Annotated in this window: 12 protein-coding genes; 6 read left to right on the forward strand and 6 right to left on the reverse strand. The window is 46.9% G+C overall.

What is annotated here, in order from left to right; translation table 11 throughout:
- Positions 1 to 253 precede the first annotated feature (253 nt).
- Positions 254 to 454: a hypothetical protein gene (locus RIC07_RS25240; RefSeq protein WP_446396909.1), complete on the forward strand. Its 201-nt coding sequence runs from the start codon at positions 254 to 256 to the stop codon at positions 452 to 454.
- 81 nt (positions 455 to 535) lie between these two features.
- Here RIC07_RS25240 and RIC07_RS25245 read toward each other — a convergent pair whose 3' ends face one another.
- Positions 536 to 1,069, reverse strand: a complete 534-nt coding sequence (locus tag RIC07_RS25245; RefSeq protein WP_446396910.1) for a hypothetical protein — start codon at positions 1,067 to 1,069, stop codon at positions 536 to 538.
- A gap of 299 nt (positions 1,070 to 1,368) precedes the next feature.
- On the opposite strand from RIC07_RS25245, the gene RIC07_RS25250 reads away from it, so the two are divergent.
- The 5 genes from RIC07_RS25250 (at position 1,369) to RIC07_RS25270 (ending at position 10,870) form a co-directional block, all read left to right on the forward strand.
- Positions 1,369 to 4,569, forward strand: a complete 3,201-nt coding sequence (locus RIC07_RS25250; protein WP_446396955.1) for a cyclic nucleotide-binding domain-containing protein — start codon at positions 1,369 to 1,371, stop codon at positions 4,567 to 4,569.
- Positions 4,570 to 4,658: 89 nt separating this feature from the next.
- Positions 4,659 to 6,011: an MFS transporter gene (locus RIC07_RS25255; RefSeq protein ID WP_446396956.1), complete on the forward strand. Its 1,353-nt coding sequence runs from the start codon at positions 4,659 to 4,661 to the stop codon at positions 6,009 to 6,011.
- A gap of 738 nt (positions 6,012 to 6,749) precedes the next feature.
- Complete coding sequence (locus RIC07_RS25260) at positions 6,750 to 9,878, forward strand: MFS transporter (RefSeq protein ID WP_446396911.1); 3,129 nt, start codon at positions 6,750 to 6,752, stop codon at positions 9,876 to 9,878.
- A gap of 258 nt (positions 9,879 to 10,136) precedes the next feature.
- Positions 10,137 to 10,403, forward strand: a complete 267-nt coding sequence (locus RIC07_RS25265; RefSeq protein ID WP_446396912.1) for a UPF0175 family protein — start codon at positions 10,137 to 10,139, stop codon at positions 10,401 to 10,403.
- Positions 10,400 to 10,870: a DUF3368 domain-containing protein gene (locus tag RIC07_RS25270; RefSeq protein ID WP_446396913.1), complete on the forward strand. Its 471-nt coding sequence runs from the start codon at positions 10,400 to 10,402 to the stop codon at positions 10,868 to 10,870. Before RIC07_RS25265 ends, RIC07_RS25270 begins: the two co-directional genes overlap by 4 nt.
- A gap of 64 nt (positions 10,871 to 10,934) precedes the next feature.
- On the opposite strand, the gene RIC07_RS25275 is transcribed toward RIC07_RS25270, so the two are convergent.
- From RIC07_RS25275 to RIC07_RS25295, 5 genes are all read right to left on the reverse strand, one after another.
- Complete coding sequence (locus tag RIC07_RS25275; protein ID WP_446396914.1) at positions 10,935 to 12,023, reverse strand: hemolysin family protein; 1,089 nt, start codon at positions 12,021 to 12,023, stop codon at positions 10,935 to 10,937.
- A 588-nt stretch (positions 12,024 to 12,611) separates the two neighbouring features.
- Entirely contained in the window at positions 12,612 to 12,752 is a 141-nt protein-coding gene (locus RIC07_RS25280) for a hypothetical protein (RefSeq protein WP_446372777.1), read from the reverse strand.
- 260 nt (positions 12,753 to 13,012) lie between these two features.
- Positions 13,013 to 14,851 (reverse strand): ATP-dependent zinc metalloprotease FtsH3, encoded by a 1,839-nt coding sequence (gene ftsH3, locus RIC07_RS25285; RefSeq protein ID WP_446396915.1) that lies wholly within the window; start codon positions 14,849 to 14,851, stop codon positions 13,013 to 13,015.
- 164 nt (positions 14,852 to 15,015) lie between these two features.
- Positions 15,016 to 15,831 carry an aminotransferase class IV gene (locus RIC07_RS25290; RefSeq protein WP_446396916.1) on the reverse strand — a complete coding sequence of 272 codons (816 nt, stop codon included), beginning with the start codon at positions 15,829 to 15,831 and terminating at the stop codon, positions 15,016 to 15,018.
- Between the two features lie 163 nt (positions 15,832 to 15,994).
- Positions 15,995 to 17,581 (reverse strand): Hsp70 family protein, encoded by a 1,587-nt coding sequence (locus RIC07_RS25295; protein ID WP_446396917.1) that lies wholly within the window; start codon positions 17,579 to 17,581, stop codon positions 15,995 to 15,997.
- Positions 17,582 to 17,931 lie beyond the last annotated feature (350 nt).

Here is a 17,931-nt window from a genome sequence, read left to right on the forward strand (position 1 = left end):
AGTCAGACGGTAGAATATTTATTGTCACTTTTGCCCTTTAGTGCCTTGGCAGCGTAGCTGTAAAAATAGTTTTACGAGGTACAGATGTAAATGTAATGGTTCCCTGATGTTTGGCAATACTCTTTTGCCCAATATCCAAACCTAATCAACTCCCTTCTCCAGGCAGTTTAGTGGTGAAGAAAGGCTGACGGATTTTATCCTGAACTTCTGGCAGAATGCCCCAACCGGAATCTGGACTTTGGACAAAAATGTCTTGACTTTACTGACGCACTTCGATGTCAGTCAATTACCCCTTTGCCATCCATGGCTTAAACGGCATCGTAAATTAAGTTCTTCCACACTTGCACCAATTCATCAGGATAGCAAGCCATCTCTGGAACAGGTTGATAGTGGGAATCAGTTAGACACCCTTGTTCAGATAATTATGGTACAGTTCAAGGCGTCGGTCAAGTAATCTGGCTTGACAAAATGACTGTTATGTGATTTGCTCATTATCATTCGCCTGTTCTTGTACATTCATTAGATCATCTTCCATTCAGGGAATTCGTTGCACAGGTAAACCCGCAGGTCCCAAACCCTCAAATATCAAGACCTCACAAGAGGGTAGCCCTGAAGTCGTATAATCACAAGTATAGGTAGCTAAGGGTTCGGCTCGGTCATTGAAGACTCTGACATTGTAGTTATAGTCTCTAGCAACCGTTCCGAAATGATTAATAAAGCTGTATCGTTCTAAATAGTTGAGCAGTGTCCAAGGTTGACGGCTAACCACCAAATCAACCCGTTGTTTATCTTGGTAAGCGAGCCAGTTCACGAGCAGTTTACCGCCAAATTCATCAAATTGCTCTTCTGCCCACCAAAGGCTAGGAATTGTAATGTGTTGCTGGGATATTGTATTGGCTGTAACTATGTTGGGGGGTAGGATAATATCGGGTTCTAATAATTCTGTTTCTAGAGGAACTAAGGACGGTATTGGTGCAGAATTGCGTTGAGCCGTTGCTGTTGGTGTAATCAACAGAAGGGAAGAAATCCCGATGAAGCAAATTTTAAATAGCCCTAATTGACTGAACATAGCTTTGATACTAAGTAGGTTGGTGGAAATAAACTCAACCATGTTAAGTTATGTTAACAAGCCTCAAACCCTTACAAATGACGAATGACGAATGACGAATGACGATCCCCTAATGCTTTTGACACTCACCCGCATTTTAACCGGGTGATTCTTGAGCTGATTCTGCCTCGGGTTATCCGCTTCAACAATTGAATTGGGTAAGCAGCGTTTGTTTCCCCAATTATGTTACGTTATGTAAAACTAGATCAAATCCTGACGAGACTTAACTGGATAATGCAATACTCTTAACCCGAATGCCCATGCTAAGTCAACTGATTGAGCAACGTTGTGGTCTTTCAATTTGGAAGGTACAACGGCTGGCTCATTTATTATTTCTGGGGGTGACGATTCTCACCTATAACATTTTGGCGATGACGATCGCTAATTCCCTGTTTCTGAGTCATGCGGGTTCAGAGAATCTGCCCCTGTTTTATGTGCTGATTGGGTTAGTCTCCATGCCCGCTTATGCGGTGTTTTCCCAAGTGGTTGACCGTTTTAGCCGTCCCCAGCTTTTCCGCTATATGTTGGTCTTTGCCATCGCTATGGCGCTGGGAATGCGACTGTTGATCACCCTGGATACATTATGGGTCTATTATCTCATCTTTATCGCGATTTTCTTCCAATGGGATCTGTATAACAATATCTTATTGCCCAACCTGTTGATGGATTATTTCACAGCGTTGGAGTACAAACGCTATGCGCCGTTTATGGGGATGGCTCAGGCGGTGGGTATCTTGTTGGGCGGTGGTTTGACCAGTTTGCTGTCCCAGTTTTTCACCACGGAAGATATGCTGCTGAGTTTGCCGTTTGTCTGTGCGGTGGCGATCGCGCAACTGATTTATCTAGAACGCTCTCAACGGCGCATCGAGACAAATCGGAGTCAAACCCCGGTGAATATCATCGAAGCGTTAAGGACGTTTCCTGATTTAGTCAAGCGCTATCCAATTATCCTATTTTTGGCAAGTAGTAGCTTTCTGTTAGTGATCATCTATATTACATCAGAGTTTGAATATTTAAGCATTTATGCCCAAACCTTCACCAATGACAGAGAATTAACCAGTTTTCTGGGATTGCTGAGAGTGGCGAATAGTATCCTACAGATGGTAATCCTCTACTGTTTCACTCGCCCTCTGTTGCAACGATTAGGCGTGGGACGAATGAATCTGGTTTATCCAGTGACAACCTTAGCCAGTTTACTGGGACTTGCGTTTAACTTTAATTTAAAAGCCGCGATCGCGACCAATGTCAATAGTGATGGATTATATAAAGGGATTAACTTACCCGTCCATCAATTAAACTATAATGCCGTCCCTCCAGAATTTATGGGGCGAGTGCGATCGCTCAGTGATGGCTTATTTTATGCGATCGGGTTGACGTTGGCTGGGGGACTGTTATGGATTGTTCAATCCTTTCTCACCCTGGAGCAAATTATCTGGATTGGCATCAGTTTAACCGGGCTATTGCTGGTGGTGCGCTTCTTTTTAGGCAATAGCTATGTCCAATGCTTAGAAGTCATGTTACGCTCCGATGCGGTGAATCTGGATGAAATTGGTGAGGGATTGATGCAGTTACCGCCCCAATCCAGTCCAATGATTCACGATTTGCTCAACAGTGATGAACAGTACACGCAAATTAAAGGACTAGAATTAGCCGCAGGTTTGGGACAACCGAGCCAATTTTTCGCCGATGTGCAGCAACTTTTACCGGAAACCGATCCGGGTATCCGACGCGGGATTGTCAAACTGTTTAGTCATAAACCCGATGTAGAGACAATTCATCACTTTGAGCGGCTGTTAGACGCCCCAAATCCCCAGGTTCGAGCCACGGCGTTAGAAGTATTAATTGCCAATCAGCAGCCCTTGGAACAGGAGCAACTCCGCTCTCGCTTGGGGGATATTAGTCAGGAAGTCAGCCTATTAGCCTCAGTCGCGGCGACTCAAATGGGAGCAATTAATAATCCCCAAATCAAAACCACCTGCGAACAGTTATGGCAATCGGACTTAGATAGTATCACGGGACAGGCAATTGTGCGGGTGGTGTCTTGTAGTGGTAATCCGGAATTAATTCCTCCCTTAACGCGGATTCTCACCCATGCTACCCCAGAGGTGAAACGGGAGGGATTGGAAACCTTGGCAACCTTGGCGTATCCGGGGGATTGGGAACTGGCAGAATTGGCTGTCTCGGAATTGGAACATCCCGATCCCTGGGTACGGGCGGCGGGGTTTAATTTATTGGGAATTACGCGCTGTAAAGGGATGTTGCGCTATGTGGCAATTGGTTTGGGCGATCCTCACCCGCAAGTGCGCCGTTGTGCGGCGGTGGCGCTGGCGACGTATGGGGAACCGGGATTGACGTTAGCCCAAGATAGTTTATCTTCGTCTAATCCAGATATTATAGACGCGGCGATTGCAGCCATTGGTCAAGTGCGGACGAAACAGGCGAGTGATATCCTGTTTGAGTATCTGAGTCCGGATTTTCAGCAGGTGACACACAGCCGTCAATGGCAACAACAGATTCCCCCGAATAATCCCAGTTGGCAACCCTTAGCCATTGCGATCGCGGATTATCATCAACGGCTGATTCAACGGGTTCTCTATATTCTCTCCTGTCTGGGTCATTCCCGTACTGTGAATGTGGTGCAACGGCTGCTCTATTCCACGGATTCTAGGGATTTAGCCAATGCGATCGAAACCTTGGCGTCGTTGAGTCATCGCCGCTTTGTGCTTCCCCTGATGCCTGTTTTGGAACAATTGATTAGTGATGATCAACCTGGAACTCGGATTCGGGTTAATTCTCAGTGGATGCGAACCAAGGGATATCAGCTACTCCTCGAAGCCCTAGAATCGCGCGATCGCTGGATTAAGATTGGCGCGTTGATTGCCTTAGCCGGGGTGCCTTCTGCTTTAATGAAAGATCCAGACCCTTTAGTTAAAGCCGTAGTCCAGCAAGTTTTCCAGCCCCTTGATCAGCAGCCGTCACTCAAGGATTTCTTTATGAGTCGTCTACTTTTACTCAAAAATGTTGCTCTGTTCAAAAATTTATCCCTCGATGAACTGCTTCTGATTGACCAAACCCTAGAACAAGAGCATGTTCTGGCGGGTGAAACCATTTATACTGAAGGGAGTTGGGGCAACCACTTCTATATTATTGGTGAAGGAAGTGTCCGTTTGGTCAAGGATATGGACGAGGTGCAATGTGATCTGAAATACTTATCAGCAGGGCAGCATTTTGGGGAGGTGACGTTATTTGATAATGCCCCGCACTGGGATGGTGCGATCGCGGTGAAGGATTGTACGCTGCTCAAGTTAGAGAAAAACCGTTTCATCAGTTTGATCACCCAACGTCCTCATATTGTATTAGAGATTTGTCGATTTTTGAGTCAGCGACTGCGAGAAACCGATAAGTATCGGCTGGCTAGAAAATTACCCTCATCATTGGAGGTTCCTGTAGAAAGTCGATAATAATCAAAGGCGATCGGGCTATACAGGGTGATTAACCTGAACAGATGATGATGAGCGATCGCCGATTGTCGTCAGACAACTGATTTGTGATGAAAAAACAACCGTTAAATTTTTTGCAGCTCTGGAATATGAGCGTTGGATTCTTCGGCATTCAATTTGGCTGGGGACTCCAAATGGCAAATATGAGCGCCATTTTCGAGTATCTGGGTGCTAATGCCCATCAAATCCCGATTCTCTGGTTAGCCGCCCCCCTGACGGGGTTAATCGTGCAGCCGATTATTGGCAATATGAGCGATAATACCTGGGGATCTCTGGGTAGGCGACGACCCTATTTTTTGGTTGGGGCAATTTTGAGTACCCTGGCGCTGATTGCCATGCCTCATTCATCGGCGCTGTGGATGGCAGCCGGATTACTGTGGATTCTAGATACCTCAGTCAACATTAGCATGGAGCCGTTCCGGGCGTTTGTGGGGGATTTAGTGCCGAGAAGCCAACGGACGATGGGATTTGCCATGCAAAGTCTGTTTATCGGCTTAGGTGCGGTTAGTGCGTCCGCATTACCCTGGATTTTAAATAACGTCTTTCATATTCCCTCCCTTAGTAGCAATGAAGGGGCGATTCCCCTGACGGTAAAACTCTCGTTTTACATTGGTGCTGCCTTTTTCTTTGGTACGGTACTGTGGACGGTTCTTTCCACCGAAGAATATCCCCCCCAAAATCTAGAAGCCTTTGAGAAACAGCAAGAGAAAAAAGGTGGTGTAATCAACAGTATCCGCGAAGCCTGGATCGCGCTGCAAGAGATACCCCCGGTGATGAAACAATTAGCGTGGGTGCAGTGTTTTACCTGGTTAGGGATGTTCTGTTTCTTCCTATACTTTCCCCCCGCCGTCGCCTGGAATATTTTTGGCGCGACGAACCAGCAATCATTACTTTATAACGATGGGATTGAATGGGCAGGAATTTGCATTGCCTTCTATAATGCAGTTTGTTTTGGCGTCTCTCTGTTATTACCGAGAATGGCAGAAGCCACCAGTCGCCAACTCACCCATGGCTTTTGTCTCCTCTGCGGTGGTGCAGGGTTTATGTCGCTGATGGTGATTGACAATCAATATTTGCTATTCCTATCGATGGTGGGAGTTGGTATTGCCTGGGCAAGTATTTTGACTCTGCCTTATTCGATGTTAATTGGCGGTTTACCCCCCAAGCGCACAGGCATTTTCATGGGCATTTTTAACTTCTTTATTGTCCTACCTCAGATTGCCGTATCTCTGGGATTTGGTTGGGTGATGGATAACTTTCTGGACAATAATCGCCTCTTAGCCGTAGTGATTGGCGGTGTATTTATGGTGATTGCGGCATTTTTGACCCAACGGGTAGAAACCATTCCCGCACAAGATTTACCCAAACCAGAGGTGCAGTTGTCAGAAGAAACAGCCGTTTAACCGTAGGGGCTTGGTCACCAAGTCCCTAGTTTGATATGACGCAAAGCCTCTATCGTAGGGTGCGTTAGCGTAGCGTAACGCACCATTGCCACCATAATGTACCTGTGTAAGTTCTGTTTAAATTGGGTATTAGTAGCGAGCAAGATGCTCGCACTACAAGAATGAGAGCCATTATTGGCATTAAGATTTAAATGTCGAACAGCTTCTTAGAAGCCGTGCAATGTAGGGGCGGGTTTAGGGACAAACTTAACCGACAAACCAATAACCTTTCTACAAAACCCGCCCTTCCCCAGTATGTAAGCCAACCGATAACCTCAATTCCAAATCAACCCCGATGTAATAGGCTTTTTTTGAGGTTAATCAACTGTATACCAGATTCGGATCAGGGCGGGTTTTGTTGTTCAGTTTGATGTCTGTCTGCTAATTTAATTCCTAAACCCGCCCCTACATCTTGGGAATGCGATCGCGCCTTGAATCAGGGCGTCATCGAGGTTTAATCCGCCTCAAATATAATAATTATACACAACCTGGTTTTATTTTATTGCCATTTGTACTTGGTAACGCAAAACCCTATTGGGTGACATCGTGGATATGAATCAGACTTGAGAAGGAGTTAACTTGGGCAGTCTAGCGATAAACCTATAGTTAGGCGTCTTATGACGTTACAGAAAGACGTGAACAGAGGTGAAGATAACGCCACCTTTGCGCCTTCTATTCTATATTAAAAAGGAAAAAACAATGGTTCAACGTGTGGCAATGATGCTGGAGTTGGGTAACAGGCATCTGTGGCTGGCTAAAGTTTCAGCCGCTCCAACGGTGTCTCCAGTCGCGAATACTCCAGAACAGGCGGCTTTGGTCTTTTCCGGACCGCAGTTTTTTATCGCCTTGATTGCTGGGATACTCATGGCGTTTGCCTTCCAATTTTTGTTAACCAATTTCACCCTTGCCGCAGGCATTTCAGCGGCAGATAATCCATTAGAGGACGCTGAAACCTGGGGTGGCAAGATTAAGGCAGTTGAATTCAAACTAGGAGCATTGGCTTTAGTTACCGTCAATATTGCCTTATTCATCGCCTGTTTTCTGGCGGTAAAACTGACCCTAATTAACAGCCTGACTCTGGGAGCGATTACAGGCGTGGTGATTTGGTCTGCCTACTTCTTGCTGCTACTGTGGGTAAGTTCGACGGCAATGAGTTCTGTTGTGGGTTCCGTTGCAAATACGGCGAGTTCAGGCTTGCAAGGAGTCATCGGTGTAGCCACTACCGCTTTGGGTGGAAGAGCGGCAAATGCTCAAATTGTGAATACAGTTGAGGAATCTGTCGCAGCCGTTCGCCGTGAATTGAGTTCCACGGTTGACCCTACCCGCCTCCAGGAAACTGTACAAGACTACGTGACAGATTTGCCTATACCCAACCTCGATCTCAAACAAATTCGCAATGATTTGGAAAATTTGCTCAGTGGTTCAGAATTGAGGTCTATCGCTGAGAGTGATATTCTGCAAAACGTGAACCGTCAGACGTTCGTCGATTTAGTCAGCAGTCGCACCGATTTATCCAAACAAGATATTAATGGGATTGCCGATCAACTCGAAGCCGCTTGGCAGAACGTATTGGGTCAACAAAACCAAACCGAACCCCAGACAAAACTGCTCAATTTCCTCCAGTCTGCCAGTCCCGAAGAGCTAACCTCAGATCAGCTTGGTGATAAGCTGGGACAACTCGTTGGCGTTGGAGCGGGTAAATCCGATGGCGGTAATGGCAATGGTGGCTTCGGGGAGCAAGCCGCGCAAATCGGTGTCAGCGCTCTCATGAATAGAGTCCTGTCGCGGACGGATTTGTCTGACGTAGATGTGGAAAAAATTTCCAGCCAGTTGCAACAGTTTAAAGATCAAGCCACAGAGGAAGCTAAACATCTTTCCTCGGAGGTAGCTGAACGAGTTCCTGGACAACCCTTTAATACAATTAAGACCGATGTAGAAGACTACCTGCTCAATTCTAAGCCTTGGCACTTGAACCGAGAGACAATTAAGCAGGAATTTAAAGACGTTATCTATGACGCGGAAGCTGCTCCCAAGGCAGTTCGGCAGCAATTAGAGCGACTGAATCGAGATGATTTCGTGAACATGCTGGAATCACGGGATAATTTCACCTCTGAAAAAATAGCGGATATTGCCGATCAGTTAGAAGGTATTCGCCAGGAGGTTCTAGAAACGGTTCAAGATGCGGAGTCGGAAGAACAGTCCCAAGACATCCGCACTCGCGTGGAAAATTATCTACGCCATACCGAAAAGGAAGAACTGAATCCGGAAGGGATTGAGCGGGATTTCCAAGCACTTCTAGATGATCCAGAGGCGGGTATTGACGCACTCCGCGATCGCCTATCCCAGTTTGACCGTGATACCCTAATCCAACTGCTCTCTCAACGGAAAGACTTTAGTCAAGAGGAAATCGAGCAACGGGTTAGTCAACTTGAGAGTACACGCGATCGCGTTTTGTCCCAAGCTCAGGAATTGCAAGACCAAGCGAAATCCAAAGCCGATGAGCTGCGTGGTAAGGTAGAAGACTATCTACGTCATACGAACAAAGAAGAACTAAATCCCGACGCGATTGAGAACGAGTTACAAACGCTCCTAGATGACCCACAGGCAGGATTCTCGGCATTACGGCAAAGGTTATCTCAGTTTGACCGGGATACGCTAGTGCAATTGCTTAATCAGCGCCAGGATCTCAACCAGGAAGAGATTAATCAGGTCATTGATCAGTTCCTCAATGTGCGGGATACTATCCTGAATGCACCACGAGAATTAGCGGATAATGCGAAGGAGCAGTACGAGCAAATCACCCACAAGATTGCTGAATATCTGCGGAACACAAATCTGGAGGAACTCGATCCAGACGGGATTAAGCAGGATTTAGCGAAACTCCTAGATGACCCGAAACAGGGAGCGTTAGCAGTGCGCGAACACCTCGCTCAGGTTGATCGCGAAACCTTGGTCAAACTCCTCAGTCAACGGGACGACTTAAGCGAGGAGCAAGTTCATCGAATTATTGACCAAGTGCAAAATGCGATTCAAAGCATTGTCAAAGCACCGCGACGCTTGGCAAGTCGTGCTAAAGATAAGATACAGGATGTCCAAGCCAATTTTGAAGCGTATCTGCGGAATACGGATAAGGAAGAACTCAATCCTGAAGCCATCAAGCGGGAGCTACAACAGTTATTCAATCAGCCATCAGAAGGCTGGAAGAATGTGAGCGATCGCCTCTCTCACTTTGACCGTTCAACGCTGGTGGCGCTGCTGTCACAACGGGAGGATATATCCTCCGAGGAAGCGAACCAGATTGCAGATAATATTGATTCTGTCCGCAATCAGTTAGTCGAACAAGCACAAGCGGTTCAGCATAAACTACAATCGGCAATTGACAGCATTTTTGCCCGAATTCGCACCTACCTCAACTCTCTAAAGCGTCCCGAACTCAACTATGAGGGGATTAAGCGAGACATCCGTAAATTGTTTGATGATCCAGAAGCCGGATTTGATGCGCTGCGTGATCGGCTAGATCAGTTTGACCGAGACACGTTGGTGGCTCTGTTGAGTTCCCGCGAGGACATCTCCCAAGCCGATGCCAATCGGCTGATCGAGCAAATTGAAGGGGTGCGCGATCGCGTACTCAGCCGCGCCGAACGCCTGCAAGAGGAAGCTCAAAAACGGGTTAAACAACTCAAGCACAATGCGAACAAACAAGTGCAAGAAACCCGAAAAGCTGCTGCAACGGCGGCTTGGTGGTTGTTTGGTACAGCGCTTACGTCCGTCGCGGTTGCGGCTTTTGCGGGCATGTTAGCCGTAGGCGGTTTAGCCATGTTTAGTTAGTGATCACACCTTATCAGGGCGGGTTTCGTTGTTCAGTTTAAGGTTTGTCTACTCAGTTAATCCCTAAACCCGCCCCTACATTTTTTGGATGCGATCGCGGAAATAGAAATGACGATTTATAATGTCACCAATCCCACCGTACCGCCGTATTCATCTACGATGATGGCAATATGAAAACGCTGTCGTAACATACAGCGCTACTAACACCGTCAAAAGTCTCCTCTGCGGGGGTGCAGAGTTCATGTCATGAAATAGAGTATGCAAATCACCATTGAAATTCCTGATGAAATTGCCCAACGACTCGACCAAACAAGGGGGAGTCTCTCCCGTCGTCTGCTAGAAGTTATTATTGCTGATGCTTACCACTGTGGCAAAATAAACACGGCTGAAGTGCGTCAAATACTCCATTTACCATCTCGTCTTGAAACTCATGCCTTTTTGAAGCGGATGAGAGTTTATCTGAACTATGACGAATCTGAATTACAACAGGATCTTAAAACTCTTAAGGAGTTCAGATCTACATGATTGTTATCTCTGACACTTCTCCAATTTGTTATTTGTTGCTAATTAACCAAATTGAAATATTACCAGTCTTGTACAATGTTGTGACCATTCCTCAGACTGTTGCAGATGAACTGAGTGCGTCTGAGTCACCTCCTGTAGTGAAACGTTGGATAGCTCATCCTCCCAGCTGGCTTCAGATCCGGCTACTCAGCACTTCTCAAGGTATTGAACTGGACAAACTTGATCCGGGTGAACGAGAGGCAATTTTACTAGCAGAAGAACTTAAAGCTAATCTGGTTATTTTGGATGATAAAGCAGCAAGACGAATTGCGTTGGAACGCGGATTAAGAATTATTGGACTTTTGGGTATTTTGAAAGACGCGGCTAGAGCTGGTTTACTAGATTTAGGGATAACTTTTGAACAGTTGCGAGAAGTTGGCTTTTGGGTTGCACCAAGTTTGTTGGAACAATTGCTGAAAGATAATTAATTTAAATTCGGTCAATAGTCCTCAAATCTTTACGAATGACCAAGGACAAATGACAAATGACAAATTAGGTTCTAGAACGATTCGGAACCAGGCGATCGCTCTCATCATAGATTTCACCCACCAGTTCCTCTAAAATGTCTTCTAATGTCACCAATCCCACCGTACCGCCGTATTCATCCACAATGATGGCAATATGAAAACGCTGTCGTAACATATCCTTTAGTAAATTCGCCACTCGATTCGTTTCTGGCACATAAATCGGTGGGTCCATAGCAGCCGTCACGGAAATATCCCCTTCTTCTGGTTGGGCGACTCTTAAATACTGAAGCGCTTTCTTCAGGTGAACGATGCCGACAATTTCATCTTTGGATTCTTCCTGAACCGGAATCCGAGAATATCCAGTTTCTAAACAAAAATTAACTAAATTTTGCAAGGTTTCCTCGTGGGAAATTGTCCGCATTTCAATCCGGGGTTTCACCACATCCCTAGCGCTTAAATTATCTAACATCAATGCTTTACTCAACAATTGATGCTTATCCAGATCGAGAATTCCTTTCCCTCCTAATACCTCAATCATTAACTTAAGATCCCGCACCGATTCCCCCTCTTGGACAATCCCGCCCTGAAAAAAGCGAATCGCTGCCTGGGCAATAGTTTCCAAAAAATAAATAATGCCAAAAAAGGATAAAAATCGCGAGAGCCAATAGATCGGGCGAACCACAGTCTGGAACACAGGCAAAACATTATTAATTGCCAAGGATTTAGGCGTAATTTCGCCAAAAATCAAGACAACAAAAGTGACAACCGCAGTCGCAAGTCCTAACCCTGCATTTCCCAGCCACAAGGCAAACAGATTACTGGTGAGAATTGCCGAAAAATTATTGATTAAATTATTGCCCACCAGCAGCGTCGTAATAAAGCGCGATCGCTTCTCTAAAACCAGGCGAAATATACCACTGGGATCACCTTTGTCTTTAATCAGCGCCCTCAGTTTCAGATTATCTAATGCCGTGATTGCTGTCTCTGAACCTGAGAACATGCCCGAAAGTACGAACATCACAATCAGTACGGCAATATCAAGCCAAACATTGCCCAAAAGAGGACCGATGTCTGACGCCGCAAGTAAATAAATGGGGATTGGCAAGGCAATCATGCTGAAATGGCGAAATTTTGGCGAAGGCTATCTTACCAAACCGCTTCTAAAAACCTAGACAAACCTACCCATAAGTAATTCTGTCTTGGTATAAGTCCACGGTGTAACTTTTGGTCGATAACCGTTAACGCTTACGCTTGGCTGATACCCGGCGTTGTTGCTCGATATCAGCCTTAACCAACGGTTCCCAGTTAGAGACACTGTAATAATCGTGTCTACGATTGACTACAGGGCATCGACCAATAAAATTATTAAATTGATATAGAGCGCTCCATACGTGCTTTCTCGGATTCACTCCAAGATAGGCGGACACAGAGCGCGGCAATCTCTCACTATACTTCATTCCTCTTCTGGCAATTGCCAGGGCAGCCCTTAGGGAAAATCGGGCAGGGGAAATGGGGCAAAGTATAGGGCAGAGGGCAGAAGGGAAGCTGGTTTTAGTCCCTTAACGTTTGTTGACATACCGGAATTGATTGGTGCGTATTCGCGATCGCGAGGAACCTCGGCGGCAATGTTTGGGTTGGCAAACAGACAGAGAGTAGGACGTGACGTGATCAGTATCCTACTCCTTCTGTCATAGATTGACAGTTAACCCACATTGTAAGCCGTCTGTAATGCCCACCAAAGTAGGAACCCAATACCCCCCAGAACTAACACCGTTGAAATCACGATCGCCAGAGGACTATCTGCTCCCTTAAACTTCATGATGCCACGATTTAGGTCTGACATATCCTGTTACACACTCCTATTCTGATTGAAGGGATTTCCCAACTTGAATATATCCTGCCTTGACGGTTTTGATCACAAAATTCCATTTAGGGGTTGCTGAATTTTAATCTGTGTCTATCTACTTCTCGACATTTTCCCCCTCATCCCCTAACCCCTTCTCCTGCTCACCATAGCACCATGACACGTCTGGAACGTTGTTACCAAAAAAAAGACAGCGTATGCTAACGCTGCCTTAAAGATTATTATTACCGACCTGATCATTAAACGATCGCCGCCATCTTCACGTCGTTTTCGGCTAACAGTTCTTGCAGTTCCTCTGCATCGACGGTTTCTTTCTCAATCAGCATGGCAGATAATTTGTCCAGGATGTGTTTGTTACCCACCAAGACATCTTTCGCCCGATGATAGGCTTCATCCACCAACTGACGCACCTCTTCATCAATTGTCGCCGCCGTGGTGTTGGAGAAATCGCGATCAGAGGCAATGTCCCGTCCTAGGAACATATTGCCATTCTGTCGTCCCAGTGCCACAGGACCCAAGCGATCGCTCATTCCGAAGCGGGTGATCATTTGTCGGGCGACACGGGCGACTTGCTGTAAGTCATTCGACGCCCCCGTCGTCACTTCTTCTTCACCGAAGATAATTTCCTCAGCGATTCGACCCCCCAACGCAACCGCCATTTGGTTTTGCAGGTAGGAACGGGAATACAACCCAGAATCCATCCGGTCTTCACTGGGCGTAAACCAGGTTAATCCACCCGCCCGACCGCGTGGGATAATGCTAATTTTCTGCACTGGGTCATAATCGGGCATTAACGCACCCACTAGCGCGTGACCCGCTTCATGATACGCCACTAACCGCTTGCGCTTCTCGCTCATCACCCGGTCTTTCTTCTCTGGTCCAGCCAATACCCGGTCGATGGCGTCATTGACCTCATCCATAGAGATTTCAGTGAGGTTGCGCCGTGCGGCTAAAATCGCGGCTTCGTTGAGCAAGTTCGATAAATCCGCACCCGTGAAGCCAGGAGTCCGACGGGCAATTTTCTCTAAGTCTACATCCTTGGATAAGGTTTTGCCGCGAGCGTGAACGTTGAGAATTTCCAAGCGTCCGGCGTAGTCGGGGCGATCCACGACCACCTGACGGTCAAACCGACCGGGGCGTAATAATGCTGCATCCAGAACATCAGGACGGTTGGTGGCGGCAATAATAATGATACCCGTATTGCCTTCAAACCCATCCATCTCCGTCAGTAACTGGTTCAGGGTTTGCTCCCGTTCATCGTTACCGCCGCCTAAGCCAGCACCCCGTTGACGACCTACGGCGTCAATTTCATCAATAAATACGATACAGGGAGCACTATTCTTGGCTTGCTCGAATAAGTCGCGGACACGAGACGCACCCACACCGACGAACATTTCCACGAACTCAGACCCGGAAATGGAGAAGAAGGGTACACCAGCTTCCCCAGCAACAGCACGCGCTAAGAGGGTTTTACCTGTTCCCGGAGGACCAACCAGCAACACGCCTTTGGGAATTTTCGCACCAATGGCGGTGAAGCGATCGGCGTTTTTGAGGAAGTCAACCACTTCGTTGAGTTCCAGCTTGGCTTGCTCAATCCCGGCGACATCACCAAACGTGACCTGGGTTTGCGGTTCCATTTGAACTCGGGCTTTGGATTTGCCGAAGTTCATCGCTTGAGAACCCGGACCATTTTGCGCCCGCCGCAGTAAGAAAAATAAACCGACCAGAAGCAGGATCGGGAAGAAGAGTCCACTCAGGGTTCTGAACCAGAACCCATCATCACTCTGAGGGCGAACTTTAATATCTACGTTATTGTTGGTGAGAATACTGATTAGTTCTGGATCGTTAGGCAGGTTGACCTGGTACTGGGTACCGTCTTGAGCGGTTACCATTGCCTGAGTGCGGTCAGAACTGAGTTGAACGATCTCGACCTTCTTGCTGTTAACGTTATCAATGAACTGGTCGTATCTCCAGGTTTCCCGCGTTTGGGACGGTTGGTCTAAAAATGCTGTTGCCAAGGCGATGACTACTATCGCTAGTAGTGCATAAAGCCCCGCATTTCTCCATTTCTTATTCACTACTGAATTTCCTCCTAAGACTTAGGATGTGATCTGATGGCGTCGAATCGGCTGATTATATTAACTAATGTTAACGTCTATCAGACTATTTGGCGAAGTTGGTTCTTGGTAAACTGGGGGAATTCGCAAATTTTCTCTTGATGTGGTATAATAAGAGGCTGTAATTATTTTTGATACTCCCCAAATAAACGCTGCAACGGTGCTAAACCACCAGCACAGGAACGATACTCAAACCGTTGATCTGCCGTGAGAACGGTGTGAATCGGGATGATTTCCATGACACTATTGGTATAAGCGATCGCGTCAAACTCCTGCACTAATTTTGGAGTCCAAGGAACTTGGCAAATTTTTAATCCTTGTCGTTCAAGGCGACTAATAAGGTGCGATCGCGCCACTCCCGGTAATATCCCCCCATCAATCGGTGGTGTCCACCAGCAGCCGTCTTTAGCGCCCCACAGATTCCCCGTACTCGTTTCCAACCAATTCCGCTGATCATCAACTAATATAGCCTCCTGAGCGCCGAGTTGTTGTGCCGTTTGCAGCGCCAGCCATCCGCCTAAATAATTCCCCGTTTTATAGGTGGGTAAAGAACGGCGTAAATGTGACACTTCAGCTAACCAAGCGATGATTCCCTGCTGTTGGCGTTCACTCAAATCAGCGGGGAGAGGACGCCCCGTAATCCATTCTCGCCCATCCGGGAAAATCACAATTCTCAACACCGGAAACGAGGGGAGTAATTGTTCTGCACCGTAGCGGATGCGTTCCCAGTCGGGGAATTGCCAGCCAAACACCTGTAAGCTGTGACGTAAACGCGCACAATGGGCGTCCCAATGGGTTAAGGGGTGGGTGAGGGACTGGTGATAAACACGCAGGGTGGTAAAGGTTGTCGCGCCGTAAATCAAACCGGGATCATTGATGGCGAGTTCGATGCGATCGCCTTTAATTAGTTTACCGTTATACCAATAACTGAATTTCGTCATTCGTCATTTGTCATTTGTCATTTGTCATTTGTCATTTGTCATTTGTCATTTGTCATTTGTCATTTGTCATTTGTCATTTGTCATTCGTAAGGGAGGGCGGGTTTTGTTTCCCTCTCGCCACCACAAGACTTATTCAGCAGACCCTATTATACCAAGAAACGCCCTATTGTAATTTCGCGATCGCGCCTTTTTCAACTAACAGTTTCCCCGTCTGTAAATCCTTAACTGTCGCCACCAGAACCCGCCGTTCATCTACCTCAAATTGAACGGAAATTCGGTCAACTCCCACCTGTCCCGGTGGATCTAAATGCGCTACACAAACCTGTTCGCGATCGCTATCCAAAGAACGATACGCCGCTTGCTTGGATAACTGACTACTGGTCATCCGTCCTAAGGTATCATAGGTCACTTCAGCTTGTGCCATTTCTGCGACTTCGCCAATATCCAAACGAATTTCCCGTTGTCCTTCCAGGGCGACTTGTAACGTTAACGGTTCTCCCCGTTCACAGGGATATTGCATCCCTTTTTCAAATAAGGTGAAATAGGAATAACTTTTAGCATACGGTTCCCATAAGCGAATGGCATAACTGTGGCGCAAATAATCATCCACACTCACCACTTGATTTAACGCTAACGCCCCGTATGCCACGGCTTCAAAGGGCTTATCTAGCTTAACCTTTGTCTTGCCAAAATAAGACCGAATCAACTGCTGGACAGCCGGAATTAAACAACTCCCCCCCACTAACAACACCTGTTCAATATCACTCTTACTAATTCCTTTCCCTAGGGCGATCGTCAAAACTTCATCCAACGCTTCCCGCAATTGTTCCAAAAACTGGCGATTTTCCAGAATCTCTTCTAACTTATCCCGATCCAGTTGCAAGTTATATGAGGTAAATGTCTCCTCATCTAACCAACTCTCCTTCGCTTCCTGAGTATTGGATAAGCGAATTTTCAATCGTTCAGCTAACTCTAATAAATTCTGCCACCCCACCTCACCAATCTCTTCCCTTGACCATCCTTGCTGATGCAAATAGTCTTCAACAATCCAACTATCCACATCTTCCCCACCGATGTATGCATCGGATTTCGCTAACACTTCTGCCCGTAATACGGTTTCGCGATCGCGCTTGGCTGCATCCAATTGGGGTGCAGTGCGAACTAAACTTAAATCCAGTGTCCCGCCACCAAAATCCACCACTAATACTAAGGAACTAGGACGCTGTACTGCATAGCCTAACGCCGCTGCTGTGGATTCATCTACCAGTTTGATTTGCTCCACATCCAGGCGACGTGCCACCTCGCGAAACCAATCTAAATAGCGATCGAATGCGCCCACAGGTACAGTTAAAATAAGCTGTGAGGGGTTAATTTTTTGGGCTTTGAGTTGCTGCCAGATGGATTGGATAAATTGTTCGGAAACTGATTCAGCGGTGTAGGATTCACCATTAATGAGACGGGGAGGCGGTTGAAAATCAGCCGCTAGATCTCGTTTAAAGCCTTTAAAAAAGCGAGTCGGTTGGGATTGTCCGAGGCGCTGGGAGCGAACTTGTTCTCCCAGAAGTATTTGGTTATTGTCTTTGATGAAAACGAGGGTGGGAATGACGGGGATATCCGATTCACTTGAGTTCGTTTTAAACAGGCGAGAGAGTGAACCGAGTCGGATAGTTTTGGGATTGTTGGTATCGGCTTCGAGTATACTGACAACTGTGTTGCTCGTACCGAAGTCAATGGCAACTGTATTCGTCATTTGTCATTTGTCATTTGTCATTTGTCATTTGTCATTTGTCATTTGTCATTTGTCATTCGTCATTCGTCATTCGTCATTCGTCATTTGTTATATCTTCCCTCATCTTCCCTCATCTTCCCCTGCTTCCCCTGCTCCCTCTGCTTCCCCTGCTCCCTCTGCTTCCCCTGCTCCCTCTGCTCCCTCATCTTCCCCTGCTTCCCCTGCTCCCTCTGCTTCCCCTGCTCCCCCAGCTCCCCCCGCTCCCCCCGCATCCCCCCCACCCCCCCCCCTCCCCTACCCGACGCTCGTCCCATCTCCCCTGCTTCCCCCGCTCCCCCTGCTTCCCCTGCTCCCCCTGCTCCCCCTGCTCC

This window comes from Coleofasciculus sp. E1-EBD-02 (assembly GCF_040218245.1).
Taxonomy (GTDB): domain Bacteria; phylum Cyanobacteriota; class Cyanobacteriia; order Cyanobacteriales; family Coleofasciculaceae; genus Coleofasciculus.